Source organism: Mesorhizobium sp., assembly GCF_004963255.1.
Taxonomy (GTDB): domain Bacteria; phylum Pseudomonadota; class Alphaproteobacteria; order Rhizobiales; family Rhizobiaceae; genus Mesorhizobium.
On record NZ_SUGA01000025.1, the window covers coordinates 15,843 to 35,785 of the forward strand.

At 64.1% G+C, this 19,943-nt stretch carries 22 protein-coding genes and 1 other RNA gene; 12 read left to right on the top strand and 11 right to left on the bottom strand.

Features of this window, described 5'->3' with window-relative positions; translation table 11 throughout:
• Nucleotides 1-5: 5 nt before the first annotated feature.
• Entirely contained in the window at nucleotides 6-482 is a 477-nt protein-coding gene (locus E5X34_RS22365; RefSeq protein ID WP_292568975.1) for an Lrp/AsnC family transcriptional regulator, read from the top strand.
• Nucleotides 483-512: 30 nt separating this feature from the next.
• On the opposite strand, the gene E5X34_RS22370 is transcribed toward E5X34_RS22365, so the two are convergent.
• Together E5X34_RS22370 and E5X34_RS22375 are read right to left on the bottom strand one after the other, a co-directional pair.
• Nucleotides 513-710 carry a hypothetical protein gene (locus E5X34_RS22370; protein WP_042644109.1) on the bottom strand — a complete coding sequence of 66 codons (198 nt, stop codon included), beginning with the start codon at nucleotides 708-710 and terminating at the stop codon, nucleotides 513-515.
• Between the two features lie 145 nt (nucleotides 711-855).
• Nucleotides 856-1,341: a thioesterase family protein gene (locus E5X34_RS22375; protein WP_112127747.1), complete on the bottom strand. Its 486-nt coding sequence runs from the start codon at nucleotides 1,339-1,341 to the stop codon at nucleotides 856-858.
• Nucleotides 1,342-1,506: 165 nt separating this feature from the next.
• Between E5X34_RS22375 and E5X34_RS22380 the strand changes: the two genes are divergently transcribed.
• Nucleotides 1,507-2,922 carry an FAD-linked oxidase C-terminal domain-containing protein gene (locus E5X34_RS22380; protein ID WP_292568978.1) on the top strand — a complete coding sequence of 472 codons (1,416 nt, stop codon included), beginning with the start codon at nucleotides 1,507-1,509 and terminating at the stop codon, nucleotides 2,920-2,922.
• 14 nt (nucleotides 2,923-2,936) lie between these two features.
• On the opposite strand, the gene E5X34_RS22385 is transcribed toward E5X34_RS22380, so the two are convergent.
• Nucleotides 2,937-3,905 (bottom strand): Dyp-type peroxidase, encoded by a 969-nt coding sequence (locus E5X34_RS22385; protein WP_292568981.1) that lies wholly within the window; start codon nucleotides 3,903-3,905, stop codon nucleotides 2,937-2,939.
• A gap of 186 nt (nucleotides 3,906-4,091) precedes the next feature.
• Here E5X34_RS22385 and E5X34_RS22390 point away from each other — a divergent pair, with 186 nt between their 5' ends.
• Complete coding sequence (locus E5X34_RS22390; protein ID WP_292568983.1) at nucleotides 4,092-8,021, top strand: AsmA-like C-terminal region-containing protein; 3,930 nt, start codon at nucleotides 4,092-4,094, stop codon at nucleotides 8,019-8,021.
• A 24-nt stretch (nucleotides 8,022-8,045) separates the two neighbouring features.
• Here E5X34_RS22390 and E5X34_RS22395 read toward each other — a convergent pair whose 3' ends face one another.
• The 4 genes from E5X34_RS22395 to E5X34_RS22410 all read right to left on the bottom strand — a co-directional run bounded on the left by E5X34_RS22395 (nucleotide 8,046) and on the right by E5X34_RS22410 (nucleotide 9,813).
• A complete protein-coding gene (locus tag E5X34_RS22395) occupies nucleotides 8,046-8,267 on the bottom strand; it encodes a ribbon-helix-helix domain-containing protein (RefSeq protein WP_292568985.1) in 222 nt (73 codons plus the stop codon).
• Nucleotides 8,268-8,275: 8 nt separating this feature from the next.
• Nucleotides 8,276-8,473 (bottom strand): DUF4169 family protein, encoded by a 198-nt coding sequence (locus tag E5X34_RS22400; RefSeq protein WP_292568987.1) that lies wholly within the window; start codon nucleotides 8,471-8,473, stop codon nucleotides 8,276-8,278.
• A 9-nt stretch (nucleotides 8,474-8,482) separates the two neighbouring features.
• Nucleotides 8,483-9,013, bottom strand: a complete 531-nt coding sequence (locus E5X34_RS22405) for an SspB family protein (RefSeq protein ID WP_042644144.1) — start codon at nucleotides 9,011-9,013, stop codon at nucleotides 8,483-8,485.
• Nucleotides 9,014-9,129: 116 nt separating this feature from the next.
• On the bottom strand, nucleotides 9,130-9,813 hold the full coding sequence (locus E5X34_RS22410) for a TetR/AcrR family transcriptional regulator (protein WP_292568989.1): 684 nt from the start codon (nucleotides 9,811-9,813) through the stop codon (nucleotides 9,130-9,132).
• 210 nt (nucleotides 9,814-10,023) lie between these two features.
• Between E5X34_RS22410 and E5X34_RS22415 the strand changes: the two genes are divergently transcribed.
• A complete protein-coding gene (locus E5X34_RS22415) occupies nucleotides 10,024-11,229 on the top strand; it encodes a multidrug effflux MFS transporter (RefSeq protein WP_292568991.1) in 1,206 nt (401 codons plus the stop codon).
• A gap of 45 nt (nucleotides 11,230-11,274) precedes the next feature.
• On the opposite strand, the gene E5X34_RS22420 is transcribed toward E5X34_RS22415, so the two are convergent.
• The gene (locus E5X34_RS22420) at nucleotides 11,275-11,832 is read right to left on the bottom strand and encodes an AAA family ATPase (protein ID WP_292568993.1); all 558 of its coding nucleotides are present in this window, start codon (nucleotides 11,830-11,832) and stop codon (nucleotides 11,275-11,277) included.
• Nucleotides 11,833-11,933: 101 nt separating this feature from the next.
• Nucleotides 11,934-12,294, bottom strand: a transfer-messenger RNA (tmRNA) gene (gene ssrA, locus E5X34_RS22425).
• Between the two features lie 167 nt (nucleotides 12,295-12,461).
• On the opposite strand from ssrA, the gene E5X34_RS22430 reads away from it, so the two are divergent.
• Together E5X34_RS22430 and E5X34_RS22435 are read left to right on the top strand one after the other, a co-directional pair.
• Nucleotides 12,462-12,773 (top strand): DUF2853 family protein, encoded by a 312-nt coding sequence (locus E5X34_RS22430; RefSeq protein ID WP_042644091.1) that lies wholly within the window; start codon nucleotides 12,462-12,464, stop codon nucleotides 12,771-12,773.
• A 142-nt stretch (nucleotides 12,774-12,915) separates the two neighbouring features.
• Nucleotides 12,916-13,710 carry a thymidylate synthase gene (locus E5X34_RS22435; RefSeq protein WP_292568995.1) on the top strand — a complete coding sequence of 265 codons (795 nt, stop codon included), beginning with the start codon at nucleotides 12,916-12,918 and terminating at the stop codon, nucleotides 13,708-13,710.
• An 18-nt stretch (nucleotides 13,711-13,728) separates the two neighbouring features.
• Here the strand turns inward: E5X34_RS22435 and E5X34_RS22440 are convergent, their stop codons facing one another.
• Nucleotides 13,729-13,938 carry a molybdopterin-binding protein gene (locus tag E5X34_RS22440; RefSeq protein ID WP_292569140.1) on the bottom strand — a complete coding sequence of 70 codons (210 nt, stop codon included), beginning with the start codon at nucleotides 13,936-13,938 and terminating at the stop codon, nucleotides 13,729-13,731.
• Nucleotides 13,939-14,099: 161 nt separating this feature from the next.
• On the opposite strand from E5X34_RS22440, the gene modA reads away from it, so the two are divergent.
• The 4 genes from modA (at nucleotide 14,100) to E5X34_RS22460 (ending at nucleotide 17,155) form a co-directional block, all read left to right on the top strand.
• Entirely contained in the window at nucleotides 14,100-14,894 is a 795-nt protein-coding gene (gene modA / locus E5X34_RS22445; RefSeq protein WP_292568997.1) for a molybdate ABC transporter substrate-binding protein, read from the top strand.
• A 22-nt stretch (nucleotides 14,895-14,916) separates the two neighbouring features.
• A complete protein-coding gene (modB, locus tag E5X34_RS22450) occupies nucleotides 14,917-15,621 on the top strand; it encodes a molybdate ABC transporter permease subunit (RefSeq protein ID WP_224581430.1) in 705 nt (234 codons plus the stop codon).
• Nucleotides 15,618-16,730: a molybdenum ABC transporter ATP-binding protein gene (gene modC / locus E5X34_RS22455; protein WP_292569001.1), complete on the top strand. Its 1,113-nt coding sequence runs from the start codon at nucleotides 15,618-15,620 to the stop codon at nucleotides 16,728-16,730. Before modB ends, modC begins: the two co-directional genes overlap by 4 nt.
• A gap of 83 nt (nucleotides 16,731-16,813) precedes the next feature.
• Nucleotides 16,814-17,155 carry a winged helix-turn-helix domain-containing protein gene (locus tag E5X34_RS22460; protein ID WP_042644082.1) on the top strand — a complete coding sequence of 114 codons (342 nt, stop codon included), beginning with the start codon at nucleotides 16,814-16,816 and terminating at the stop codon, nucleotides 17,153-17,155.
• A gap of 106 nt (nucleotides 17,156-17,261) precedes the next feature.
• On the opposite strand, the gene cobF is transcribed toward E5X34_RS22460, so the two are convergent.
• Entirely contained in the window at nucleotides 17,262-18,026 is a 765-nt protein-coding gene (cobF, locus tag E5X34_RS22465; protein ID WP_292569003.1) for a precorrin-6A synthase (deacetylating), read from the bottom strand.
• Nucleotides 18,027-18,168: 142 nt separating this feature from the next.
• On the opposite strand from cobF, the gene E5X34_RS22470 reads away from it, so the two are divergent.
• Both E5X34_RS22470 and E5X34_RS22475 read left to right on the top strand, forming a co-directional pair.
• Nucleotides 18,169-19,185: a DUF4424 domain-containing protein gene (locus tag E5X34_RS22470; RefSeq protein WP_292569005.1), complete on the top strand. Its 1,017-nt coding sequence runs from the start codon at nucleotides 18,169-18,171 to the stop codon at nucleotides 19,183-19,185.
• Nucleotides 19,185-19,703 carry a dihydrofolate reductase gene (locus E5X34_RS22475; RefSeq protein ID WP_292569007.1) on the top strand — a complete coding sequence of 173 codons (519 nt, stop codon included), beginning with the start codon at nucleotides 19,185-19,187 and terminating at the stop codon, nucleotides 19,701-19,703. The genes E5X34_RS22470 and E5X34_RS22475 overlap by 1 nt, the downstream gene beginning before the upstream one ends.
• Nucleotides 19,704-19,943 lie beyond the last annotated feature (240 nt).

Sequence of the window (19,943 nt, forward strand, 5' to 3'; positions counted from 1 at the left end):
TTGGATTGAAGAACCTTCGAAATGAAAATGCCGACCTGAACGCCGTGGATCTGAAGCTCCTGCGGCTCCTGGAAAAGGACGCACGCATCAGCACGGCGGAACTGGCGCGCGCCGTCGGGCTGTCGGCGCCGAGTGTGGCGGAGCGGATCCGCAAGCTGCAGGAGAACGGCGTGATCGAGGCCTATACGGTCAGGATCAACCCGGCCGCGCTCGGCATGAAGCTGTCGGCATGGCTGAGAATCAGGCCGGTGCCGGGACAGCTTTCGGTGGTGGCGGACATCATCCGCGAGCTGCCGGAAATCGCGCAATGCGACCGCGTGACCGGCGAGGATTGCTTTATCGCGCTGGCGCATGTTGGCTCGGTGAGCGAGCTCGAGCGGGTGATCGACCGGATCATCCCTTACGCGATGACCAACACGGCCATCATCCAGTCGTCACCGGTCGAGCCGCGCTCGCCGCTGGGCGGGTTCAGGCAGAAGTGACGGGGCAGGGATGATGGGCGGAGGGACGAATCAGGCGTGGCCGCGCCGCATGCGCGCCTGGGTCAGAATCGCGCGCCAGCGGATCATGTCGAACGGGATGGGTTCGTTGTTGTTGGCGATGTGGAAGATCTCGTTGTCGACGTTCTTCAGCGATCGCCAGAAATCATAGTCGGTGATGCGTGGATCGGCCGCCAAGCGCTCCACTTCGACCTTGATGTCGGTTTTCATGCACTGTCCTCGCACCGCATTCCGCCAGCCGCCCGCGCGCAAACCCGGTACGGCGGTTTTCAAACGCGTCACTGAGTCGTTCAACGGACTCAAGCGACTTGTTCACGTTAAAACCTTGGTAAGGTTAACGCGGGCGCGCCGGTTTTCAAGCGCTCTTGCGCTTGATGCCAATCGAGCGCCCGGCGCGCTCGGGCATCGGCAGCGCCGCATGGGCGGCGCGCATGGCGTCCACCTTGGCCATCACGTCGGCGGGGAAGGGCGCGACCCGCGGTCCGGCCATGTCGACATGCAGGGCAAGCTGCTCGGAGGTCGCGGCCAGCCAGCCGTCGACATGGCGGATTTCCTGATAGGCCCTGAGCCGCTTCTCATCGTGGTCGATGAGCTGGAACGAGACCTTCACCTTGTGGTCGAGGTGCAGCTCCTGGACATAGCAGACATGGACTTCCGCCGTGTAGATGGTGAGGCGGCGATCCCTTGCGTAGTTCGGCCCCATGCCCATCATCTCGAAGGCCACGTCCGAACAGCGGTCGAACAGCACGTTGTAATAGGCCATGTTGAGATGGCCGTTGTAGTCGATCCAGTCCTTCTCGATGGCCATCGGGTCGGAGATGAACGGGGCGGGGATGGTCATCTGATTTTCCTTGATCGTCGCTGGACAGGGCGTGGTGGCTGAGGTTCTCTTTGTTCCTGTGCAATTCCGCACGGAAAACCGCTTCACACTTTTCCTGGAATTGCTTTAGGCATCATCCATAGCTGCATATCAAGAGTGGCCGCTGGTCCATTCGCGGAGGAATTCATGGCTTTGAGCGACCTCAATCCCGTCGAACGCAACGAGGAAGGCATCGCCGCGGTGCTCGGCATCCTCAAGCAGCGCTTCGGCGAACGTTTCCAGACCGGGGAGGCGACGCGCGGCCAGCACGCGCACACCACCACCTATATCCCGACCCAGGCGCCGGACGGCGTCGCGTTCGTCGAGACGACCGAGGAGGTGCAGGAGATCGTGCGCGCCTGCGCTGCCCACCGCGTGCCGGTGATCGCCTTCGGCGTCGGCTCCTCGCTCGAGGGCCACACCAATGCGCCGGGCGGCGGCATTTCCATCGACACCTCGCGCATGAACCGGGTCCTCGCCGTCAATCCGCAGGATCTCGACTGCACGGTCGAGCCCGGCGTGACGCGCGAGGACCTCAACAGGCATCTGCGCGACACCGGCCTGTTCTTCCCGATCGATCCGGGCGCCAATGCTTCGCTGGGCGGCATGGCGGCGACCAGGGCTTCCGGCACCAACGCGGTGCGCTACGGCACGATGCGCGAAAACGTGCTGTCGCTCACCGCTGTCATGGCCGACGGCGAGACGGTGACGACCGGCAAGCGGGCGAAGAAAAGCTCGGCCGGCTACGACCTGACCCGGCTCTTGGTCGGTTCGGAAGGCACGCTCGGCATCATCACCTCGCTGACGCTCCGGCTCCAGGGCATTCCGCAGGCGATCTCCGGCGGCGTGTGCCCGTTCCCCAGTCTGGAGGCGGCGTGCAACACGGTGATCGCGACCATCCAGATGGGCATTCCGGTGGCGCGCATCGAGCTGGTCAACGCGCTGCAGATGCGGGCGATGAAGAATTATTCCAAGCTCGACTACCCGGAAAGTCCGTGCCTGTTCGTCGAGTTCCACGGCAGCGACGCGGGTGTGGCCGAACAGGCCGAGACCTTCGGATTGATCGCGGAGGAGAATGGCGGCGGGCCGTTCCTGTGGACCAGCGTCGCGGAAGAGCGGACAAAGCTCTGGAAGGCGCGGCACGACGCCTACTGGTCGTCGCTGACGCTGCGTCCGGGCGCCAAGGGCCTGTCGACCGATGTCTGCGTGCCGATCTCGCGGCTTGCCGAATGCGTCACCGAAACCGAAGCCGACATCGCCGAGATGGGGCTGATCGCGCCGATCGTCGGCCATGCCGGCGACGGCAATTTCCACGTGCTGGTGCTGATGGATGTCGACGACCCGGCCGAAATCGCGTTGGCGGAAAAATTCGTCGCCAGGCTCAACATGCGCGCCATCGCCATGGAAGGAACCTGCACCGGCGAGCACGGCATCGGCCAGGGCAAGGTCGGTTTCCTGCGCCATGAGCTAGGCCATGGCGTCGATCTCATGCGCACCATCAAGGAGGCGCTCGACCCGCTCAACATCATGAATCCCGGCAAGATTCTGCCAGCGGCGGGGTAACGCGCCGCCCAGGTCTATTCCGCCGCGCCTTCGACAAGCTTCTGCAGCATGGGCCGCGTCGGCGCGAAGAAGGTCGTGCCGGTGTGTGGCGTCGAGAAATCGAGCAGGCGGTCGTAAGCCCCGGGCGGCTCGCCGACATACATGCGCTGCAGCATCTTTTCGATCACCCACAGATAGCGCGTGTAGCCGATGAAATAGGTGCCGAACTCGTTCTGTCCGGGACGGCCGAACGGCATGTTGTCGCGCAAGATGTCGTATTCATTGCCGGCGTCGTCCTCGATGGTGGCCAGCGATTTGTGCGACTTGCGCGGCTTGTCGTCGTCATCGATCTCGATGTTGTCGATCTTGGTGCGGCCGATGATCTCTTCCTGGACATGCGTCGGCGTTTCTTTCCAGGCTGCCATGTTGTGCAGGTATTTCTGCACGACGACGTAGCTGCCGCCGGCAAAGTCGCCGTCCTCGTCGCCGATCAAGGCGGAGGCCGGCAGGTCGAGGCCGGTCGGATTGGCCGTGCCGTCGACAAAGCCGAGCAGGTCGCGCGCGTCGAAATAGCGAAAGCCGGAGACCTCGTCGACAACGGTCGCGCTGCCGCCAAGCGCGTCCAGCAGGATGCGCTCGAGCTCGAAGCACATGTCGGGCCGCTCGGCGCGGATGTGGAACAGGAGATCGCCCGGCGTCGAGGGCGCCGAATGGGCCGCTCCCTCGATCGGCGCGAAGGGTTTCAGCTCGCGCGGCCGCCGATTGGGCGACAGACGGTTCCAGAGCCCGGCGCCGATGCCGGCGATGCAGGACAGCCGGCCCGACAGGTCGCGGAAACCGACATTCTTGACCAGATCGTCGAGCTCGCCCAGCACCGAGGCGGCGGTCGAAAGCGCGGCCTTGTCGTTGCCGACCGTGACGACAAGGAAAATCGCGGCTGTCGACAGCGGAGCGTCGACGCTCTGCGCGTCGATGGGCACTCTATCCCAGTTCTTGCCTGACATCGGGGACGCTCCGTGTTGGGAATGGCGGCCAGGGCGTGGCCGGATGGGCAGGGATTCGCAAAAGAGATATCCCGATGACGAGCGGTCGCGCAACTGGAGACATTGGCGGCTGCCGCACGTTGAATTGCCTCTTTATCGACACGCGGATGCGGGTAGAGTGCGGCTGACTTTCAACCCGGGAAACAGATGCTCGCCCGCCTGTTCGTGATCTTCGGTGGCCTGTTCGTGCTGGTGCTGTGCGCGGCGCTGGTGGTGCCGTATTTCATCGACTGGACGGGTTACCGCGGCGATTTCGAGCGTGAGGCCAGCGCCATACTCGGCCGCAAGGTGACGGTGAAGGGCGATGCGACGGCGCGGCTGTTGCCGTTTCCGTCGGTGACCTTCTCGAATGTCGAGGTCGCCGGCGGGCCGGAAGGCCAGCCGGCGATGACGGTGGAGACCTTCTCCATGGATGCGGAGCTGGCACCTTTCCTGCGCGGCGAGGTGCTGATCTTCGACATGCGGCTGGTCCATCCGAAAGCCATCATCAATGTCGCCGGCGACGGCACCGTCGACTGGGCGCTCCGGCCGTCGACGCCCTTCAACCCAGGCCAGATCGCCATCGAGAAGCTGTCGGTGACCGAGGGGCAGATCGAGTTGCGCCATGCCGCCGGCGGTCGCAGCCACCTGGTCTCCGAGATCAACTCGACGATTTCGGCCAAGGCGCTTACCGGCCCGTGGCGCATGGACGGAACGCTGCGCTTCGACGGCCTGCGCACGGACGTTTCGGCTTCGACGGGCAAGGTCGAGGCCGACGGCCAGATGCGGCTCAGGCTGAAGGCCGATCCCGATGCCTATCCGCTGATCATCGAGGCCGACGGCAATGCTGGCATCGTCAAGGGCGCGGCGGTCTATTCCGGTCAGTTCAAGATCTCGGGCGCGGACAAGAACTCGGCCGAGCTGCGCGGCAGTGACGGCGAACCGGTCAAGATCAGCACCGGTAAGCCCGATCCGGGCTTCCGGCTGAATGGCAAGTTCGCGCTCGACCACCAGAAACTCAATGTCGACGAGTTCCGCTTCGAGACCGGACCGCTCGACAATCCCTATACCGCCGACGGCAAGGCCTCCGTCGATCTCGGCCTGAAGCCGCATTTCGCGGTCGAGGCCAGCGGCGCGCAGGTGCAGTTCGACGAGGCCGTCGGCGGAGCCGCCGGTTCGGGTTTCACGCTCGACCAGCGCATCGCGGCTTTCGAGCAGACGCTGCAGCACATGCCGAAGCCGACGATACCGGGCACGCTCGAGGTGCGGTTGCCGGCGGTGGTGGCGGGCGACACGACGGTGCGCGACGTGCGGCTGTCGGCCGAGCCGGTCGAAGGGGGCTGGTCGGTCAAGTCGCTTGCCGCGACGCTGCCTGGCCGCACGACGCTCGAAGCGGATGGCATGCTGAGCGTCGAGGACCATTTCGGCTTCACCGGCTCGTTGCTGCTCGCCGTCGGGCAGCCTTCCGGCTTTGCCGCCTGGCTGTCGAAAGATGTCGACGAGGCGATCCGCCGGCTGCCCGCTGCAGGTTTCAAGGCCAAGGTCGATCTCAGCGAGAACCGGCAGTCCTTCAGCGACCTCGAACTGATCCTCGGCAAGGCGAAATTTTCCGGCAGCATCGATTCCAGCCAGCCGGATGGCGCCAGGCCTTCCGTGCTGATGCAACTGACGGGCGGCGAGATGGACCTCGACGGGCTCGCGGCCTTCGCCTCGATCTTCATCAGCGACAAGGGCGCCAACCGCTTTTCGGACCGCGATCTCGATTTCCAGATCAAGGCGGGTCCGGTCAGCGCCCTAGGCCTCAGCGCCGATACGGTCGATACGGCTCTGCGGCTGCGCGAGGGCCTGCTCGAGATCGACCGGCTGTCGATCGGCGGCCTGGCGGGCGCCTCGATCAGCGCCACGGGCCGGGTCAAGGATTTTCCGCAAAGCCCGACCGGCAAGCTCAACGCCTCCATCGTTGCTGTGGACCTCAAGCCGCTGATCGATGTCGCGGCCGAGCATTATCCCGACAATGCCGTGCTCAAAGGCCTGGCGAGCCGCGCGGCGGCCTATCCCGAACTTTTCCAGGATGCGCGCATCGATCTCTTGACCAGCGCCGCCGACAATGGCGATGGCACCACGGGCCTGGCGCTTTCGGCCCAGGGCAATGCCGGCGGCTCGGCCTTCTCGGCTTCGCTTTCCGGCAAGGGAAGCGCAGACAAGCTCACCGACGCTCCGGTGTCGATCACCTTCAACGCCCGCAACGACAATGCCACGACGCTGCTGGCGCTTTACGGCCTGCCGGCGCTGCCGCTTGGCATGCTCGGCCACGCCAACACCGACGTCTCGGCGAAGGGCTCGGTTGCCGGCGGTCTCGCGACCAGCTTCAATCTGACCGCCGACGACTTCAGGGCGAGCTTCGACGGAACGGTCGCCGATACGGCGCAAGGCCCTACAGCCAAGGGCAAGGTCAATCTCGACGCCGCCGATATCGAGCCGTGGCTGATGACGACGGGCGTAGGCCTGCCCGGCATGGGAACGGGCACGTCGACGTCGCTGGCGGCCGATGCCGATTTCGGCAACGGGCTTTTGGTGCTGAGCGGCCTCACCGGATCGATCAACAAGGCTGCGGTGTCCGGCGATATCAACATCGATGCCAAGGATGGGCTTCCGCATCTGGCCGGCGCGCTGGCGCTCGACGAGCTCGACCTCGATCCGCTGGCGGTCTCGCTGTTCGGCGACCAGTCCTTCGCGCCCGCCAAGGGCGGATGGCCAACGACTCCGTTCAGCCAAAAGTCGACGTTGCCTTTCAACGCGGACCTCGATCTCAACACATCGGCGCTTGCCGTCGGGCCATTCGCAACGGCGCATGACGCCTCATTCTCGCTTAAGCTCGATGGTGAAGGCATCCACGTCTCCGAGCTCAAGGCGAAGCTCTATGGCGGCGATCTGACCGGCCTGTTCGACCTGAAGAACACGGAAGGCACCGGCCTGTTCTCCGGCCAGATGCGGCTGGCCGGCGGCGATCTTTCCGCGGTTCTCCCCGGTGCCGGTATCGGCGGCAGCGGCGATCTTTCGGCGGCGCTGTCGACCAGCGGCAAATCGGTCGACGCCATGATCGCGGCCCTGTCCGGGTCCGGCACCGCGGCGCTGAAGGGGCTGAAAGTGGACGGCATCAATCCGGACGGCTTTGGCGCCATCATCGCCAAGGCCGACACGATCGGACGCGATATCGACGCCGCCAAGACGGCCGAGTTCGCGCCGCAGATCGTCGGAGGGGGCAGCTTCGCCGCCGGCGATACGGATGTGACCTTTACCGTCGCCAACGGCACGTTGCGGGCGCCGCCGATCAGTCTCGACAATCCCGGCGCGACCTTGTCCGCCGACGTGACCGCCGATCTCAACACGAGCACCGTCACGGCAAAGGGAACGCTGACCTACCGCCCCGGCGACGAGTCACTGGTCGGTTCCGAGCCGGCCGTCAATTTCAGCCTGGCCGGTCCGCTTGGGGCGACCGCGCCCCAATTCGACAGCGGTCCGCTGGCGCAGTTCCTGACGCAGCGCGCGCTGGAGAAGGAGCAGCAGCGGGTCGAGGCAATGCAGGCAGCGCTGCTCGAGAAGCAGCGGCTGCGGCGCGAGGTGCGCTATTACGCGGCGCTGCAGACGGAGCGCGACAGGGCGGCCGAGGAGTTGCGCCGGCAAGAGGAAGAAGCGCGGCAGAAAGCCGAGGCGGAGGCCAGGGCGAAAGCCGAAGCGGAAGCGCAGGCACAGGCGGAAGCCGAAGCAAAAGCCAAGGCCGACGAAGAGGCGAGGGCGAAGGCGGAAGCCGACGCCAAGGCGCAGGCCGAAGCGGATGCCCAGGCGAAGGCCGATGCGCAGGCGAAGGCGGAGGCCGAGCAGCGGGCCGCGGACGAGGCGGCCAAGGCGCAGGCCGAGGCCGATCGCAAGAAGGCGGAGCAGGCGAAGCTGGAAGCAGCACGCAAGGCGGCTCAGCAGGCGCCAAAGGCGGACCAGTCACTCCCCGGCGTCAATGACGGTTCGAGTCCGCCGCCGGCAAAGCCGAAGGCCAATCCGTTCACGATCGACAATCTGTTGAAGTCGCTCGACGGCGGTTGAGCTTTACGCCGCAGCGTGGCGGTATTAGCCACCGCCCCGCTTCGCCCAAGCCAGCACATAGAGCCTGAGCGCGGACGACAGGTTCGCGTCGCGGGTGCGCGTCTCGTCGATCTCGGCGACCAGAGCCGCGAGCGACAGCGAACGCTGCGCGGCGATGGCGACGAGGTCGTCGTAGAAGGGCTGCTCCAGGGAAAAGCTGGTGCGGTGACCGCGGATCGTTACCGAACGTTTTTCGACCGCGGCCATTGCAGGACTCAGCGCTTGCCGGGGTCGTCGGGCTTTTCCCGGCGATGGCCGGCCATGAATGTCTCGGCCTTGCCCGATGTCAGCCGGTCGCGCTCGCGCTCCGCCTTCGAGCGGCCGTGCAACGCCCGGTTCTCGCTCGCCTGGCGTTCCTTCTCGGTGCGCGCTTTCTGCTTGCGGGCCTGGCGGAGATTGATGACCTCGCCCATGGCGCCCGACTACTTCTTGCGGAAGGCGTCGAGCGAGACGACGTCGGCGCCTTTGCCGCCGGTCTCGGCGACCGCCGGCTTCTTTTCGCTCTCGGCGGCCTTCTTCTTGGTTTCCGGCTTCTTCTCGGGAACGACGGCGATCGGTTCAGGCGCCGGAGCGGCGGCCTCGTCCTCCACGCTCTCCGTCTTGACGTCGAATTCGAGCTCGAAATTGACCGACGGATCGTAGAAGCCGCGCACGGCGGAGAAGGGGATCTCGAGCTTTTCCGGAACGTCGGAGAAGGAAAGTCCGACCTCGAAGCCGGCATCCGTCACCTTGAGGTCCCAATACTGGAACTGGATGACGATGGTCATCTGCTCCGGATAGCGCTCGCGCAACCGCGACGAGATGCGCACCCCCGGCGCGCCGGTCAGGAAGGTGATGAAGAAATGATGATTGCCCGGAAGGCCGGTGCGTGCGACCTCGGCCAGGACCTTGCGCATGACGCCGCGCAGTGCCTCCTGGGCCAGAATGTCGTAGCGGATATGGTCGTCGGCCATGTGATGGTCGGGTTCCGTTGAATCGTCCGCATAGCTGTAATCAAGCTTGAGCGCGGCGTAAACCGCATATAGGCGCAAAGCGGTGAGGCCAAGAGGGGCGACAGCGATTTGATCGCTCAGGCGTGGGCGAGCGCGGCCTGTTTGCCGGCTGGCGACTTCTTCCTGGCAAAGGCGCTGAGGAAGGTCCGCACGCCGTTGGTGGCGGAGCACAGCACCTCTTCCTCGGTTGGCATGCCGCCCAGCATGAACGTGATCTGAAGCTCGGCGTTGACGAGGGCCAGGAACTGACGCGCCGCGACGTCGGGGTCGCCGATCGAAAGATGCCCGGCGAAGGCAAGCCGGGCGAAACGGGCGGCAAGCGCCGACCAGGTGCGGCCAGGGCCCTGTTCGCGCCATTCGGCAAACAGTTCCGGATAACGCTCGCCTTCGGCCTGGATCAGCTTGCGCAGGAAACGGCCATCGCGGTTGCAGATGCAATTGCGGTTCATACGCACCGCGAAGGCGATCAGGTCGGCCTCGAGGTCGGTGGGCTGGTCGGGGAAGCTGGCGATGGTGGCGAAGATGCCGGCATTGCAGCGCTCTGTCAGATCGCGCACGACGGCGACAAAGAGGTTTTCCTTGTCGCCGTGATGGTTGTAGACGGTCTGCCGCGATACGCCGGCCTCGGCCGCGATCAGGTCGATATTGGCGCCGGCATAGCCTTCGCGGCAGAAGACGGAAGCGGCTGCATCCACCACCGACACGCGCTTGGCCTCATGGCTGCGTGGCGGGAAAGTGTCAGGAGAAACGCCGTGCCTCATGGAAATCTATATAGCGGTGATTGACGAATTGGACAAGCCTGTCTAAATTTGTGGACGCAACGAAGGGAAATCCCGCTGGAGAGACGAATATGTTCGCCTGATAGGGCGAATGAATTCACTCTGATTGTAGGATTCCCCGCGGGATGGAACGTCCTTGGTTCAGACGCCGGTATTTGCGGCGGCAACCAGATCCGAAAAAGAGCCTTTATCATGAGTCCCAAATTCCTCCGCATCGCGGTCGTGCTCGGCTTGTTGTCTGCGATCGGCCCGTTTGCGATCGATATGTATCTCCCCGCGCTGCCTTCGATCGGCCAGGACCTGCATGCCGGCACCGCGGCCGTGCAGATGAGCCTGTTGATCTTCTTCCTGTCGATGGGTTTCGGTCAGATCGTCGTCGGGCCGATCTCCGACATGGTCGGCCGCAAGGTGCCGCTTTATGCCGGTCTCGCGCTGTTCATGGTCGGCGGCGTCGGCTCGGCCATGGCGCCGACGATCGAGTGGCTGATCGCCTTCCGCTTCCTCCAGGGCCTCGGCGCCAGCGCCGGCATGGCGGTGCCGCGCGCCATCGTGCGCGACCTGCACACCGGCAACGAGGCCGCCAAGCTTATGTCGCTTCTGATGCTGGTGTTCTCGGTGTCGCCGATTCTGGCGCCGCTGACTGGCAGCCAGATCATCGAAAGTTTCGGCTGGCGTGCCGTGTTCTGGACCGTCACGGGCGCGGCTGCCTTGGCCACCATCCTGCTTGCCACCTCGCTCAAGGAGACTCGGCCGGTCGAGGAGCGCGCCGGCTCGTCCTTCGGCACGGCGCTAGCCGGCTACCGCTACCTGATGGGCGACCGCAACTTCCTTGGGCTTGTGGCGATTGCCGGCTTCGGCATTGCGAGCTTCTTTGTCTATCTGTCGAGCTCGTCCTTCATCCTGATCGACCACTACGGCCTGTCGCCGTCGGTCTACAGCGTGTTCTTCTCGATCAACGCGGTTGCCTTCATCGGCATGTCGCAGCTGACCGGGCTGCTCGCCGACCGCTTCGGGTTGAAGCGCGTCGTCTGGGTGGCGGTCACCGGCTATGCCACGGTGATGGTGGCGCTGTTCGCGATCATGGCTTCGGGCGTCGACCGGCTCGGCGTGATGGCGGCGCTGTTGTTCGTCGGCTACGGCTTCCTCGGCCTCGTCATCCCGACCACCTCGGTGCTCGCGATGGAAGAGCATGGCGAGATCGCCGGCACGGCCTCGGCGCTGATGGGCACGCTGCATTTCGCCATCGGCGCGCTTGCCATGGGCGTCGCCGGCATCTTCTTCGACGGTACGCCGCTGCCGATGGTGGCGGGCATCGCGCTTTGCGCGGTGATCTCCTTCACGCTGGCCAAATTGACGCTCGGCCGCGCGCGCGAAGCGGTCGAAGCGCCGGCGGAGTAGGTCGCCTAGTAATAACGCCAAGAAGGCCGGCTCGCCCGGCCTTTTTCATATCTGTCGCAAATCCGCTTGATCGATGACGAAGCGAACCCGCTCTTCGACCGAGGCAAGAGGCAGAGGCACCAGCTCGTAACCGAGCTCCGCATAGACGCCGGTCACCGAGCGGAACGTGCGTTCGGCTTCATCGAGTGTCTGCTTGCGCTCCTCGTCCTGGGTGAAAATCTCCGGCCAGGGCGGCGCGACGAAGACGCGGCGCGCGTAGCGGAATTTTTCCGCAGCGCTGGCGATATGATCCGGCACCGGCAGGCCGCAGAGCCTGAGATAGCCGATCGTGTCGGGCGCGCCGCGGTCGAAGAAGACCGGGCCGGGTTCGCCCTGTGCGGCGTGCCAGGAGCGCAACTCCCACGCCAGCATCAGTTCGGAAAAGAGCGCACGGTCCTGCCAGGGAAGGGCAGGGCCGCCGATGGCCATCTGGTCGCGGATGATGCCGCGCCCGGCTTCGGGGGCCGTCGCGAAACCCTTGGCCTGCAACGCTTCGATCAGGGTGGTCTTGCCGGAACCCGGACCGCCGGTCAGCACGAAGAATCGCTCGCAATCGTTTTGCATCGCCTGTCCATGGAGGATGAGCGGCAAGGCCGTGCCGCGCATCAAAGCGCCGGACGAGCCGTGGCCGTTCGATTGATTGGGAAGAAGCAAATAAGGGGGAAGGTGGAGGTTTCTGTTGCCAGGTACCTCCGAACCCCGCCTAGAAGTGCGAACCGCTAGGACTTGATTTGAAGCGTTCGCGCCGCATTAAGCAGCGAGACGAGCTTCCGCATAGTTGTCGTTGGCAACTATAAGTTTAGCCCGATGACGGTGGTACAATGCCGGGCAAAAGTACGATCTTTACACCTTCGTCGATCCTATTTCGCCCCCAGCAAAAGCCGCTCCGTCAGCCAGAGCGGTTTTTGGTGGAGGCGCCGGGTACCGCCCCCGGGTCCGAACGGCTTATTTCATCGCCTGTTTATCGCCATAGTCGGTCAAGCCGACGAAGCGAATATAGGGAGCGATGAGGGAAAAATAAAGGCCAAACCGGCGCTTATCCGATTATGCCAAACTGTGCAGCCAGGGTTGACTCGCGCGCCTAGTCAATCAAATCTCGTTCCCGGTGAGGAGTCTCTGACCTAGCGCAAAGGTTGCGCGGCGCGCCACAACCCTCATCGACCGGATCCGTGGCGCCGACGAGGGGAAGTTTAATGGCCGACTATCTTGCGGATGTGAAGAAATACGATGCCGGCGCCAGCGCCGACGCCGTCGATAAGATCGTCAAGCATCTGGGGATTGCGCTCAGGAACCGCGATTCCTCGCTGGTGTCCTGCACCGACCCGAAGGAACTCGATCGCGTTCGCGAGAATTGGATCGGCAAGAAGCTCGGCATCGCCGATGCCGCAAAGGCGAATGCCTCGATCGAGAAGACCTGCAAGGCCATGCAGGCGGACAACACCAAGAGCCGCGTGACCTTCTACTACCTGGTTGCCAAGGATCTCGGCAAACTTGGCTCTCTCTGAGTCCTGGCCACACGGCAGCCGGCACGAAACCGTGCCGGCACCGTGGGCTTTTGGGTGCGACCCGCATCCGCAGCCGCTTTGCGGTGTTCGACCGGCTGTCGGTCGGGTATGATTGGCTGTAACCCGAATCGAGGCGGAGCCGATGCGCCAATATCTCGACCTGTTGAGGCATGTGCTGGAGAACGGCAGCGACCGTGGCGACCGTACCGGAACCGGCACGCGCTCGGTGTTCGGCTACCAGATGCGCTTCGACCTTTCGCGCGGCTTTCCGGTCACGACCACCAAGAAGCTGCATCTGAAGTCGATCATCCACGAGCTTCTGTGGTTCCTGGCCGGCGACACCAACATCAAATATCTCAACGACAACGGCGTCACCATCTGGGACGAATGGGCCGACGAGAATGGCGATCTCGGCCCGGTCTATGGCAAGCAGTGGCGCTCGTGGCCGGACGGACATGGCGGCGAGATCGACCAGATCGCGGGCCTTTTGAAGGAGATTCGCCGGAATCCCAACTCGCGCCGGCTGATCGTCTCGGCCTGGAATCCGGCCGAGGTCGAGGCGATGGCGCTGCCGCCCTGCCACTGCCTGTTCCAGTTCTATGTCTCGGACGGCAGGCTTTCCTGCCACCTTTACCAGCGCTCGGCCGACATCTTCCTCGGCGTGCCGTTCAACATCGCTTCCTATGCCCTGCTCACCATGATGGTGGCGCAGGTGACCGGGCTGAAGCCGGGCGACTTCGTCCACACGCTGGGCGATGCGCATCTTTATTCGAATCATTTCGAGCAGGCGCGCGAGCAGATGCGGCGCACGCCCAAGGCTCTGCCGACGATGTGGATCAATCCGGAGGTGAAGGACCTCTTTGCCTTCCGTTTCGAGGATTTCCGCCTCGAGAATTATTTCGCCGACGCGAATATCAAGGCGCCGATCGCGGTGTAAGCCAGCCGGATGCCGGCATCAGTCGATGCCGACCATGACGTCCGGGGCCTTGATCACTGCATAGGCGTGGTTGCCCTTGTCGAGCGCGAGATCGGCGACCGCCTCATTGGTGATCGATGCGGTGACGATCACGCCGCCGCCAATGTCGATCCTGACACGCGAGGTGGTCGCTCCCTTGACGATCTCGGTGACCTTACCCTTCAGGATATTGCGGGCGCTGATCTTCATGCGTCTCTCCTTGAGCAGCGCTGTTTCCGATTTGTCGTAGACCGGGACCATGCCGGCCCACAATGCCACGACAGGCGAAAAGCCTTTCCTTGTTATGTTCATCCGGATATATCGGTCTGGGGCTTCGAGCCGTACGGATTTTGAAACCAGGGAGAGACTTCATGACGGGCACGGGTTTCGGGTTGAAGGCGATCGCTATTGGAGGTTTCACGGTAATGCTGATGGCGGCGGTGACGGCGGCACGTGCCGACGACAAGGTGGTCGTGTTTGCCGCGGCGAGCCTCAAGGACGCGCTCGACGTGGTCAACAAGGCCTGCGAGCCGAAAGTCGGCGAGGCCGCCACCATTTCCTACGCGGCAAGCTCCGCCCTGGCCAAGCAGATCGAAGGCGGCGCGCCTGCCGACGTGTTCGTGTCGGCCGACCTCGACTGGATGAAATATCTCTCCGACAAGAAGCTGACCAAGCCTGATACCGAAGTGAAGCTGCTCGGCAATCAGATCGTGCTGGTGGCGCCAAAGGATTCCACGGTCGAGACCAAGGTCGAGAAGGGCTTCGACCTCGCCAAGCTGATCGGCGACGGCAAGCTTGCGATGGGCGATTTCAAGGCCGTGCCGGCCGGCAAATACGGCAAGGCGGCGTTGGAATCGCTGGGCGTCTGGTCGTCCGTCGAGGGCAAGGTCGCGCAGGCCGAGAATGTACGTGCGGCACTGAAGCTGGTGTCGACTGGCGAGGCAGCGCTCGGCATCGTCTATGCCACTGACGCGCATGCGGAAAAGGGCGTCAAGGTCGTCGGCACCTTCCCGGAAGATTCGCATCCGCCGATCATCTACCCGATTGCCCAGACCGCGGATTCGAAGGACAAGGACACGGCTGCCTTCCTGAAATGCGTCGAATCGGCCAAGGCCGCCGAACTCTTCAAGGAGCAGGGTTTCACGGTGCTCGCGCCGAGCAACTAAGAGAGATCGCGCAAACGCTGACATGAACTGGCTGCTGGACCTCACTCCCGACGAATGGAATGCGGTCCGGCTGTCGATCAAGGTGGCGACGGTGGCGATGATCGCCAGCCTGCCGCCCGGCATCCTGCTTGCGCTGCTGCTGGCGCGCGGGCGTTTCTGGGGCAAGACCCTGCTCAACGGGCTGGTGCATCTGCCGCTGATCCTGCCGCCGGTGGTGACCGGCTATCTGCTGCTGCTCACCTTCGGCCGGCGCGGGCCGGCCGGCGCCTTCCTTGCCGAGCATTTCGGCATCGTCTTTTCCTTCCGCTGGACCGGCGCGGCACTGGCCTGCGGGGTCATGGGCTTTCCGCTGATGGTGCGCGCAATCCGGCTGTCGATCGAGGCGGTCGACCGCAGAATCGAGGCGGCCGCCGGCACGCTTGGCGCCAATCCTCTCTGGGTGTTCGCCACAATCACGCTGCCGCTGATCCTGCCTGGCCTGATTGCGGGTGCGATCCTTTCCTTCGCCAAGGCGATGGGCGAGTTCGGCGCCACCATCACCTTCGTCTCCAATATCCCCAACGAAACGCAGACGCTGCCTTCGGCGATCTACACCTTCACGCAAGTGCCCGGCGGGGACGAAGGCGCGCTCAGGCTGACGCTGATCTCGATCGTCATCTCGATGGTCGCGCTTATCGCGTCGGAAGTGCTGGCGCGGCGCGTCGGTCGGCGGATGGACATCGAATGACGCTGTCGGTCGACATCCGCCATCGCTTCGGCGACTTCGCCGTGGAAGCGCGTTTCGAGAGCGCCGGCCGGTTGACGGCGCTGTTCGGGCCTTCTGGTTCGGGCAAGTCGACGCTGATCAACCTGATCGCGGGGCTGATCCGCCCGGACAAGGGCCGCATTGCCGTCGGCGGGCTGGTGCTGGTCGACACCGAAGCGCGCATCTTCGTGCCGACGCACAAACGGCGGATCGGCATGGTGTTCCAGGATGCGCGGCTATTCCCGCATATGAGCGTCGCCGGCAATTTGCGCTATGGCCGCTGGTTCACGCCGGCTTCCGAGCGCTACGCCAAGATGGATGCGGTGGTCGATCTGCTCGGCATCGGTCATCTGCTCGACCGGCGGCCGGCGAAACTGTCGGGCGGCGAAAAGCAGCGCGTCGCGATCGGCCGTGCCCTGCTTGCCAGCCCGAAACTGCTTCTGATGGACGAGCCGCTCGCCGCGCTCGACGAGGCGCGCAAGGCCGAGATCCTGCCCTATATCGAGCGGTTGCGCGACGAGACCAAAATCCCGATTGTCTATGTCAGCCATTCCATCGCCGAGGTGGCGCGGCTGGCGAGCGACGTCGTGGTGCTTTCGCAAGGCAAGGTCGCGGCCTCAGGCCCGACCGAAGCGATCATGCAACGGCTCGACCTGTTGCCGGCCGAAGAACGCGGCGAGGGCGGGGCAGTGCTCGACACCAAGGTAATGCGCCACGACGAGGCCTTCGGCATGACGGTGCTGGGCTCACCCGCCGGCGAAATCCGCGTGCCGAAACTTGGGGCGGCAGCGGGCGCCTCGGTGCGCATTCGCATCCGCGCCCGCGATGTCATGATCGCGACCGAGCGGCCGGCAGGTCTCAGCGCGCTCAACATTCTGGCGGGAACGATCACCGCTGTCAGGCCGGGCATCGGGCCGACGGTGGAAATCGCGATCGACTGCAATGGCGCGATCGTGCTGGCGCGGATCACCGAACAGTCCAAACACACCCTTCGCCTGGCGCTCGGCCAGCAGGTCTTCGCGGTGATCAAGACAGTGAGCTTCGACCGCGCGACGACGGGGGCAGGGCTGGCGGTCGAGGCGGACGGTTAACGAAAGGCCAATCGCTATGTTGATTTGGAATAGCGATCTGGCGGCGGAGAGGGTAATCTCGGCATGATCGCGGAGGACAGGGCATGCCATCGTTGAGCCTGCGGATAAATCTCGACCCCGACGGCCGGATCGGCCCCGGCAAGATTGAGCTTCTGGAGCAGATCGCCGCCTTCGGATCGATCTCGGCCGCGGCGCGCGGCATGGAGATGTCCTACAAGCATGCCTGGGATCTGGTCGAGGACATGAACCGCGTGTTCGGCAAGCCGCTGGTCGCCGCGCAGACCGGCGGCAAGAAGGGCGGCGGCGCGCAATTGACATCGGTAGGTCTGGCGGTCGTCAGCCGTTTCCGGGCCATAGAGCGAGCCGCCTCATCGGCCGCCGCCGTGCATATGCAGGCGCTGCAGGCGGAGATCGACGCGGGATGAGGGCAGTAGGGCAGTAGGGCAGTAGGGCAGTAGGGCAGTAGGGCTCAACGTTCTGGAGCGCTTGCGCACGCGATGTGCGTCCCTATTGCCTTACTGCCCTACTGCCTTACTCCCCTGATTTCCTCAGCAGATACGTGTCCATGATCCAGCCCTTTTTGCGCCGGGCTTCCTCGCGGACCTTCTCGATCTCGGCGCCGACATCGCCTAGGCGCCCGGAAATGAGCATCTCGTCCGGCGTGCCGAGATAGGCGCCCCACTGGATGAAGACATCCTTGTCGGCCAGCGTGTTGAAGGCGCATTTGCCGTCGAGCATGACTATGGTCGATCCGGCATTGGCCGGCAGGCCTTCTTCGGTCAGCCGGCGGCCGGTGGTCACCAGGATCGAATCGCCGATGCGGTTGAGCGCCGTCGCATGGGCTGCGGCCAGCGCCTGGATCGCGGTGATGCCGGGGATGACTTCGAGATCGAAACCGACATTGCCTCTCAGGCGGACGCGCTCGAGGATGCGCAGCGCGCTGTCATAGAGCGACGGGTCGCCCCAGATCAGGAACGCCCCGCAGCCGTCTTCGGCAAGCTCGCCGCGGATCAGGGCTTCGTAGATCTCTGCGATCGCCTCGTGCCAGTCGTCGACGGTTGTCCGGTAAGACGATGTCGGCTCCGCCCGGACCGGCACCTCGAATTCGACGCGGCGCGATTTAGGGTTAGTGACGAAGCGGTCGCAGATCTGCCGGCGCAGATCGGCGAGATCGTTCTTCTTCGCCCCCTTGTCAGGGATGAACAGCACGTCAGCGCGGTTCAGGCCGTCGATGGCCTGGACCGTCATGTGATCGGGATTACCGGCGCCGATGCCAATGACGAGAAGCTTGCGCATGGCGATCTCCTGCCCGATCGGCGGCGCGGTGTCCAGAAGTACCCGTATCCGGTGACGAAGGGCTTTGAAACCCTATCTTGAAACGGGTAGATGGAAATGCGCATCCGGCTGGTCCCGGTATAGCGGCACAGAGGAGGGGTCGATGTTACGCACCATACTGACCGCGGCGCTGGCGATGATGGCCGCTCCGGCCCTCGCCAATGATTCCGTCGCCGAACTCGGCACCGGCGGCCTGATCCTGTCGCGCAGCGACGCCGTCGCCATGCAAAGCGAGGACCTCTTCATCTCGCCGGAGAAGGTGACGGTCGACTATGTCTTCCGCAACAACACCGACAAGGATGTCAGCTCCATCGTCGCGTTCCCGATGCCCGACATCGAGGGCGATCCCAACGAGATGCCGGCGCTTCCGGAGGCGCAGAGCGACAATTTCCTCGGCTTCGAGGTGACGATCGACGGCGTCGACGCGAAGCCTCAGCTCGAGCAGAGGGCGTTTGCGCTGGGGATCGACATCACTGCCGACCTCAAGGCCCAGAGCGTGCCGCTCTATCCGTTCGGCGACGCCGCCAAGGCGGCGCTGGCGAAACTGCCCAAGGATGTCACCAAGGACTGGGAGGACCGCGGCATCATCATCGAGGATACTGCCGATGACGGCTCGGGCATGCAGACCGCCTATGTGCCATTCTGGCAATTGCGGTGCACCTATTGGTGGCGCTCGACCTTCCCGGCCAACAAGGAGGTCCATGTCTCGCACCACTACAAGCCAAGCGTCGGCGGCACCTCCTCGGTCAGCTTCTTCTCCGAAGGCCAGTTCCAGAGCCCGCAATACGACACTTACAAGACCCGCTACTGCATGGATCAGACATTCGAGAACGCGGTGCGCAAGGCGGCCAAGGCGAATCCGGACGGCTACCCGAAATATTACGAGAGCCGGATCGCCTATATCCTCACCACGGGAGGCAACTGGGCCTCCGGCACCATCGGCAATTTCAAGCTGACGATCGACAAGGGCAGCCCCAAAAACCTCGTCTCCTTCTGCGGCGACAATGTCAAAAAGGTCGGACCGACGACATTCGAGATCACCGCGAAGGATTTTTATCCCGAGCGCGACATCGACATCCTGCTGCTCGAGCCGTCCGACAATGGCGGGAACGGCGGCTGATGGATATCGCGATCTATGTCGCCATCGCCGAAAACGGCGTGATCGGCCGCGAGGGCGGCCTGCCGTGGCGGCTTTCCACCGATCTCAAGCGCTTCAAGGCCGATACGATGGGCAAGCCGATCATCATGGGCCGCAAGACCTATGAAGGCATCGGCCGGCCGCTGCCCGGCCGGCTCAATATCGTGGTGACGCGCGACAAGGCCTGGCGCGCCGAGGGCATCGAGGTGGCCCACTCGCTGGGTGACGCGATCGCGCTGGCCAGGGTACGCGGCCGCTGCATGGCGGGAGCGGAGGAGATCTGCGTAGTCGGTGGCGGCGAGATCTATGCTCAGGCCTTGCCGCTGGCCGACCGGCTGCATGTGACGCATGTGCTGGCCAGCGTCGATGGCGACGCGCATTTTCCGCCGATCGACCCAGGCATCTGGCAGTTCGTCAGCACCGAGGATTTCCCCGCCGGCGAGAAAGACAGCCACGCCACGCGTTATACGGTTTACCAGCGCCGGCGCGACGACCGTTGATGACGACAAAGGGTCGCTACCGATCCAAATCGCAGGGGGACGATGGCCCATCGCGTTGAAAGCGGATCGACGCGTCCCTATAGAAGAACGGTGTTGCAGCGGCACGCGTCCAACCGGACGCACAAGAGGTCGCCGTAATACTTTGATTTTGGCGCATGATTCCTTTTCGAAAACCGATATGGGTTTTCTGGGTCTTGCGTTAGGATTGCGCCGCAAGGCCTGAGGGAACCGAAGCGAAAG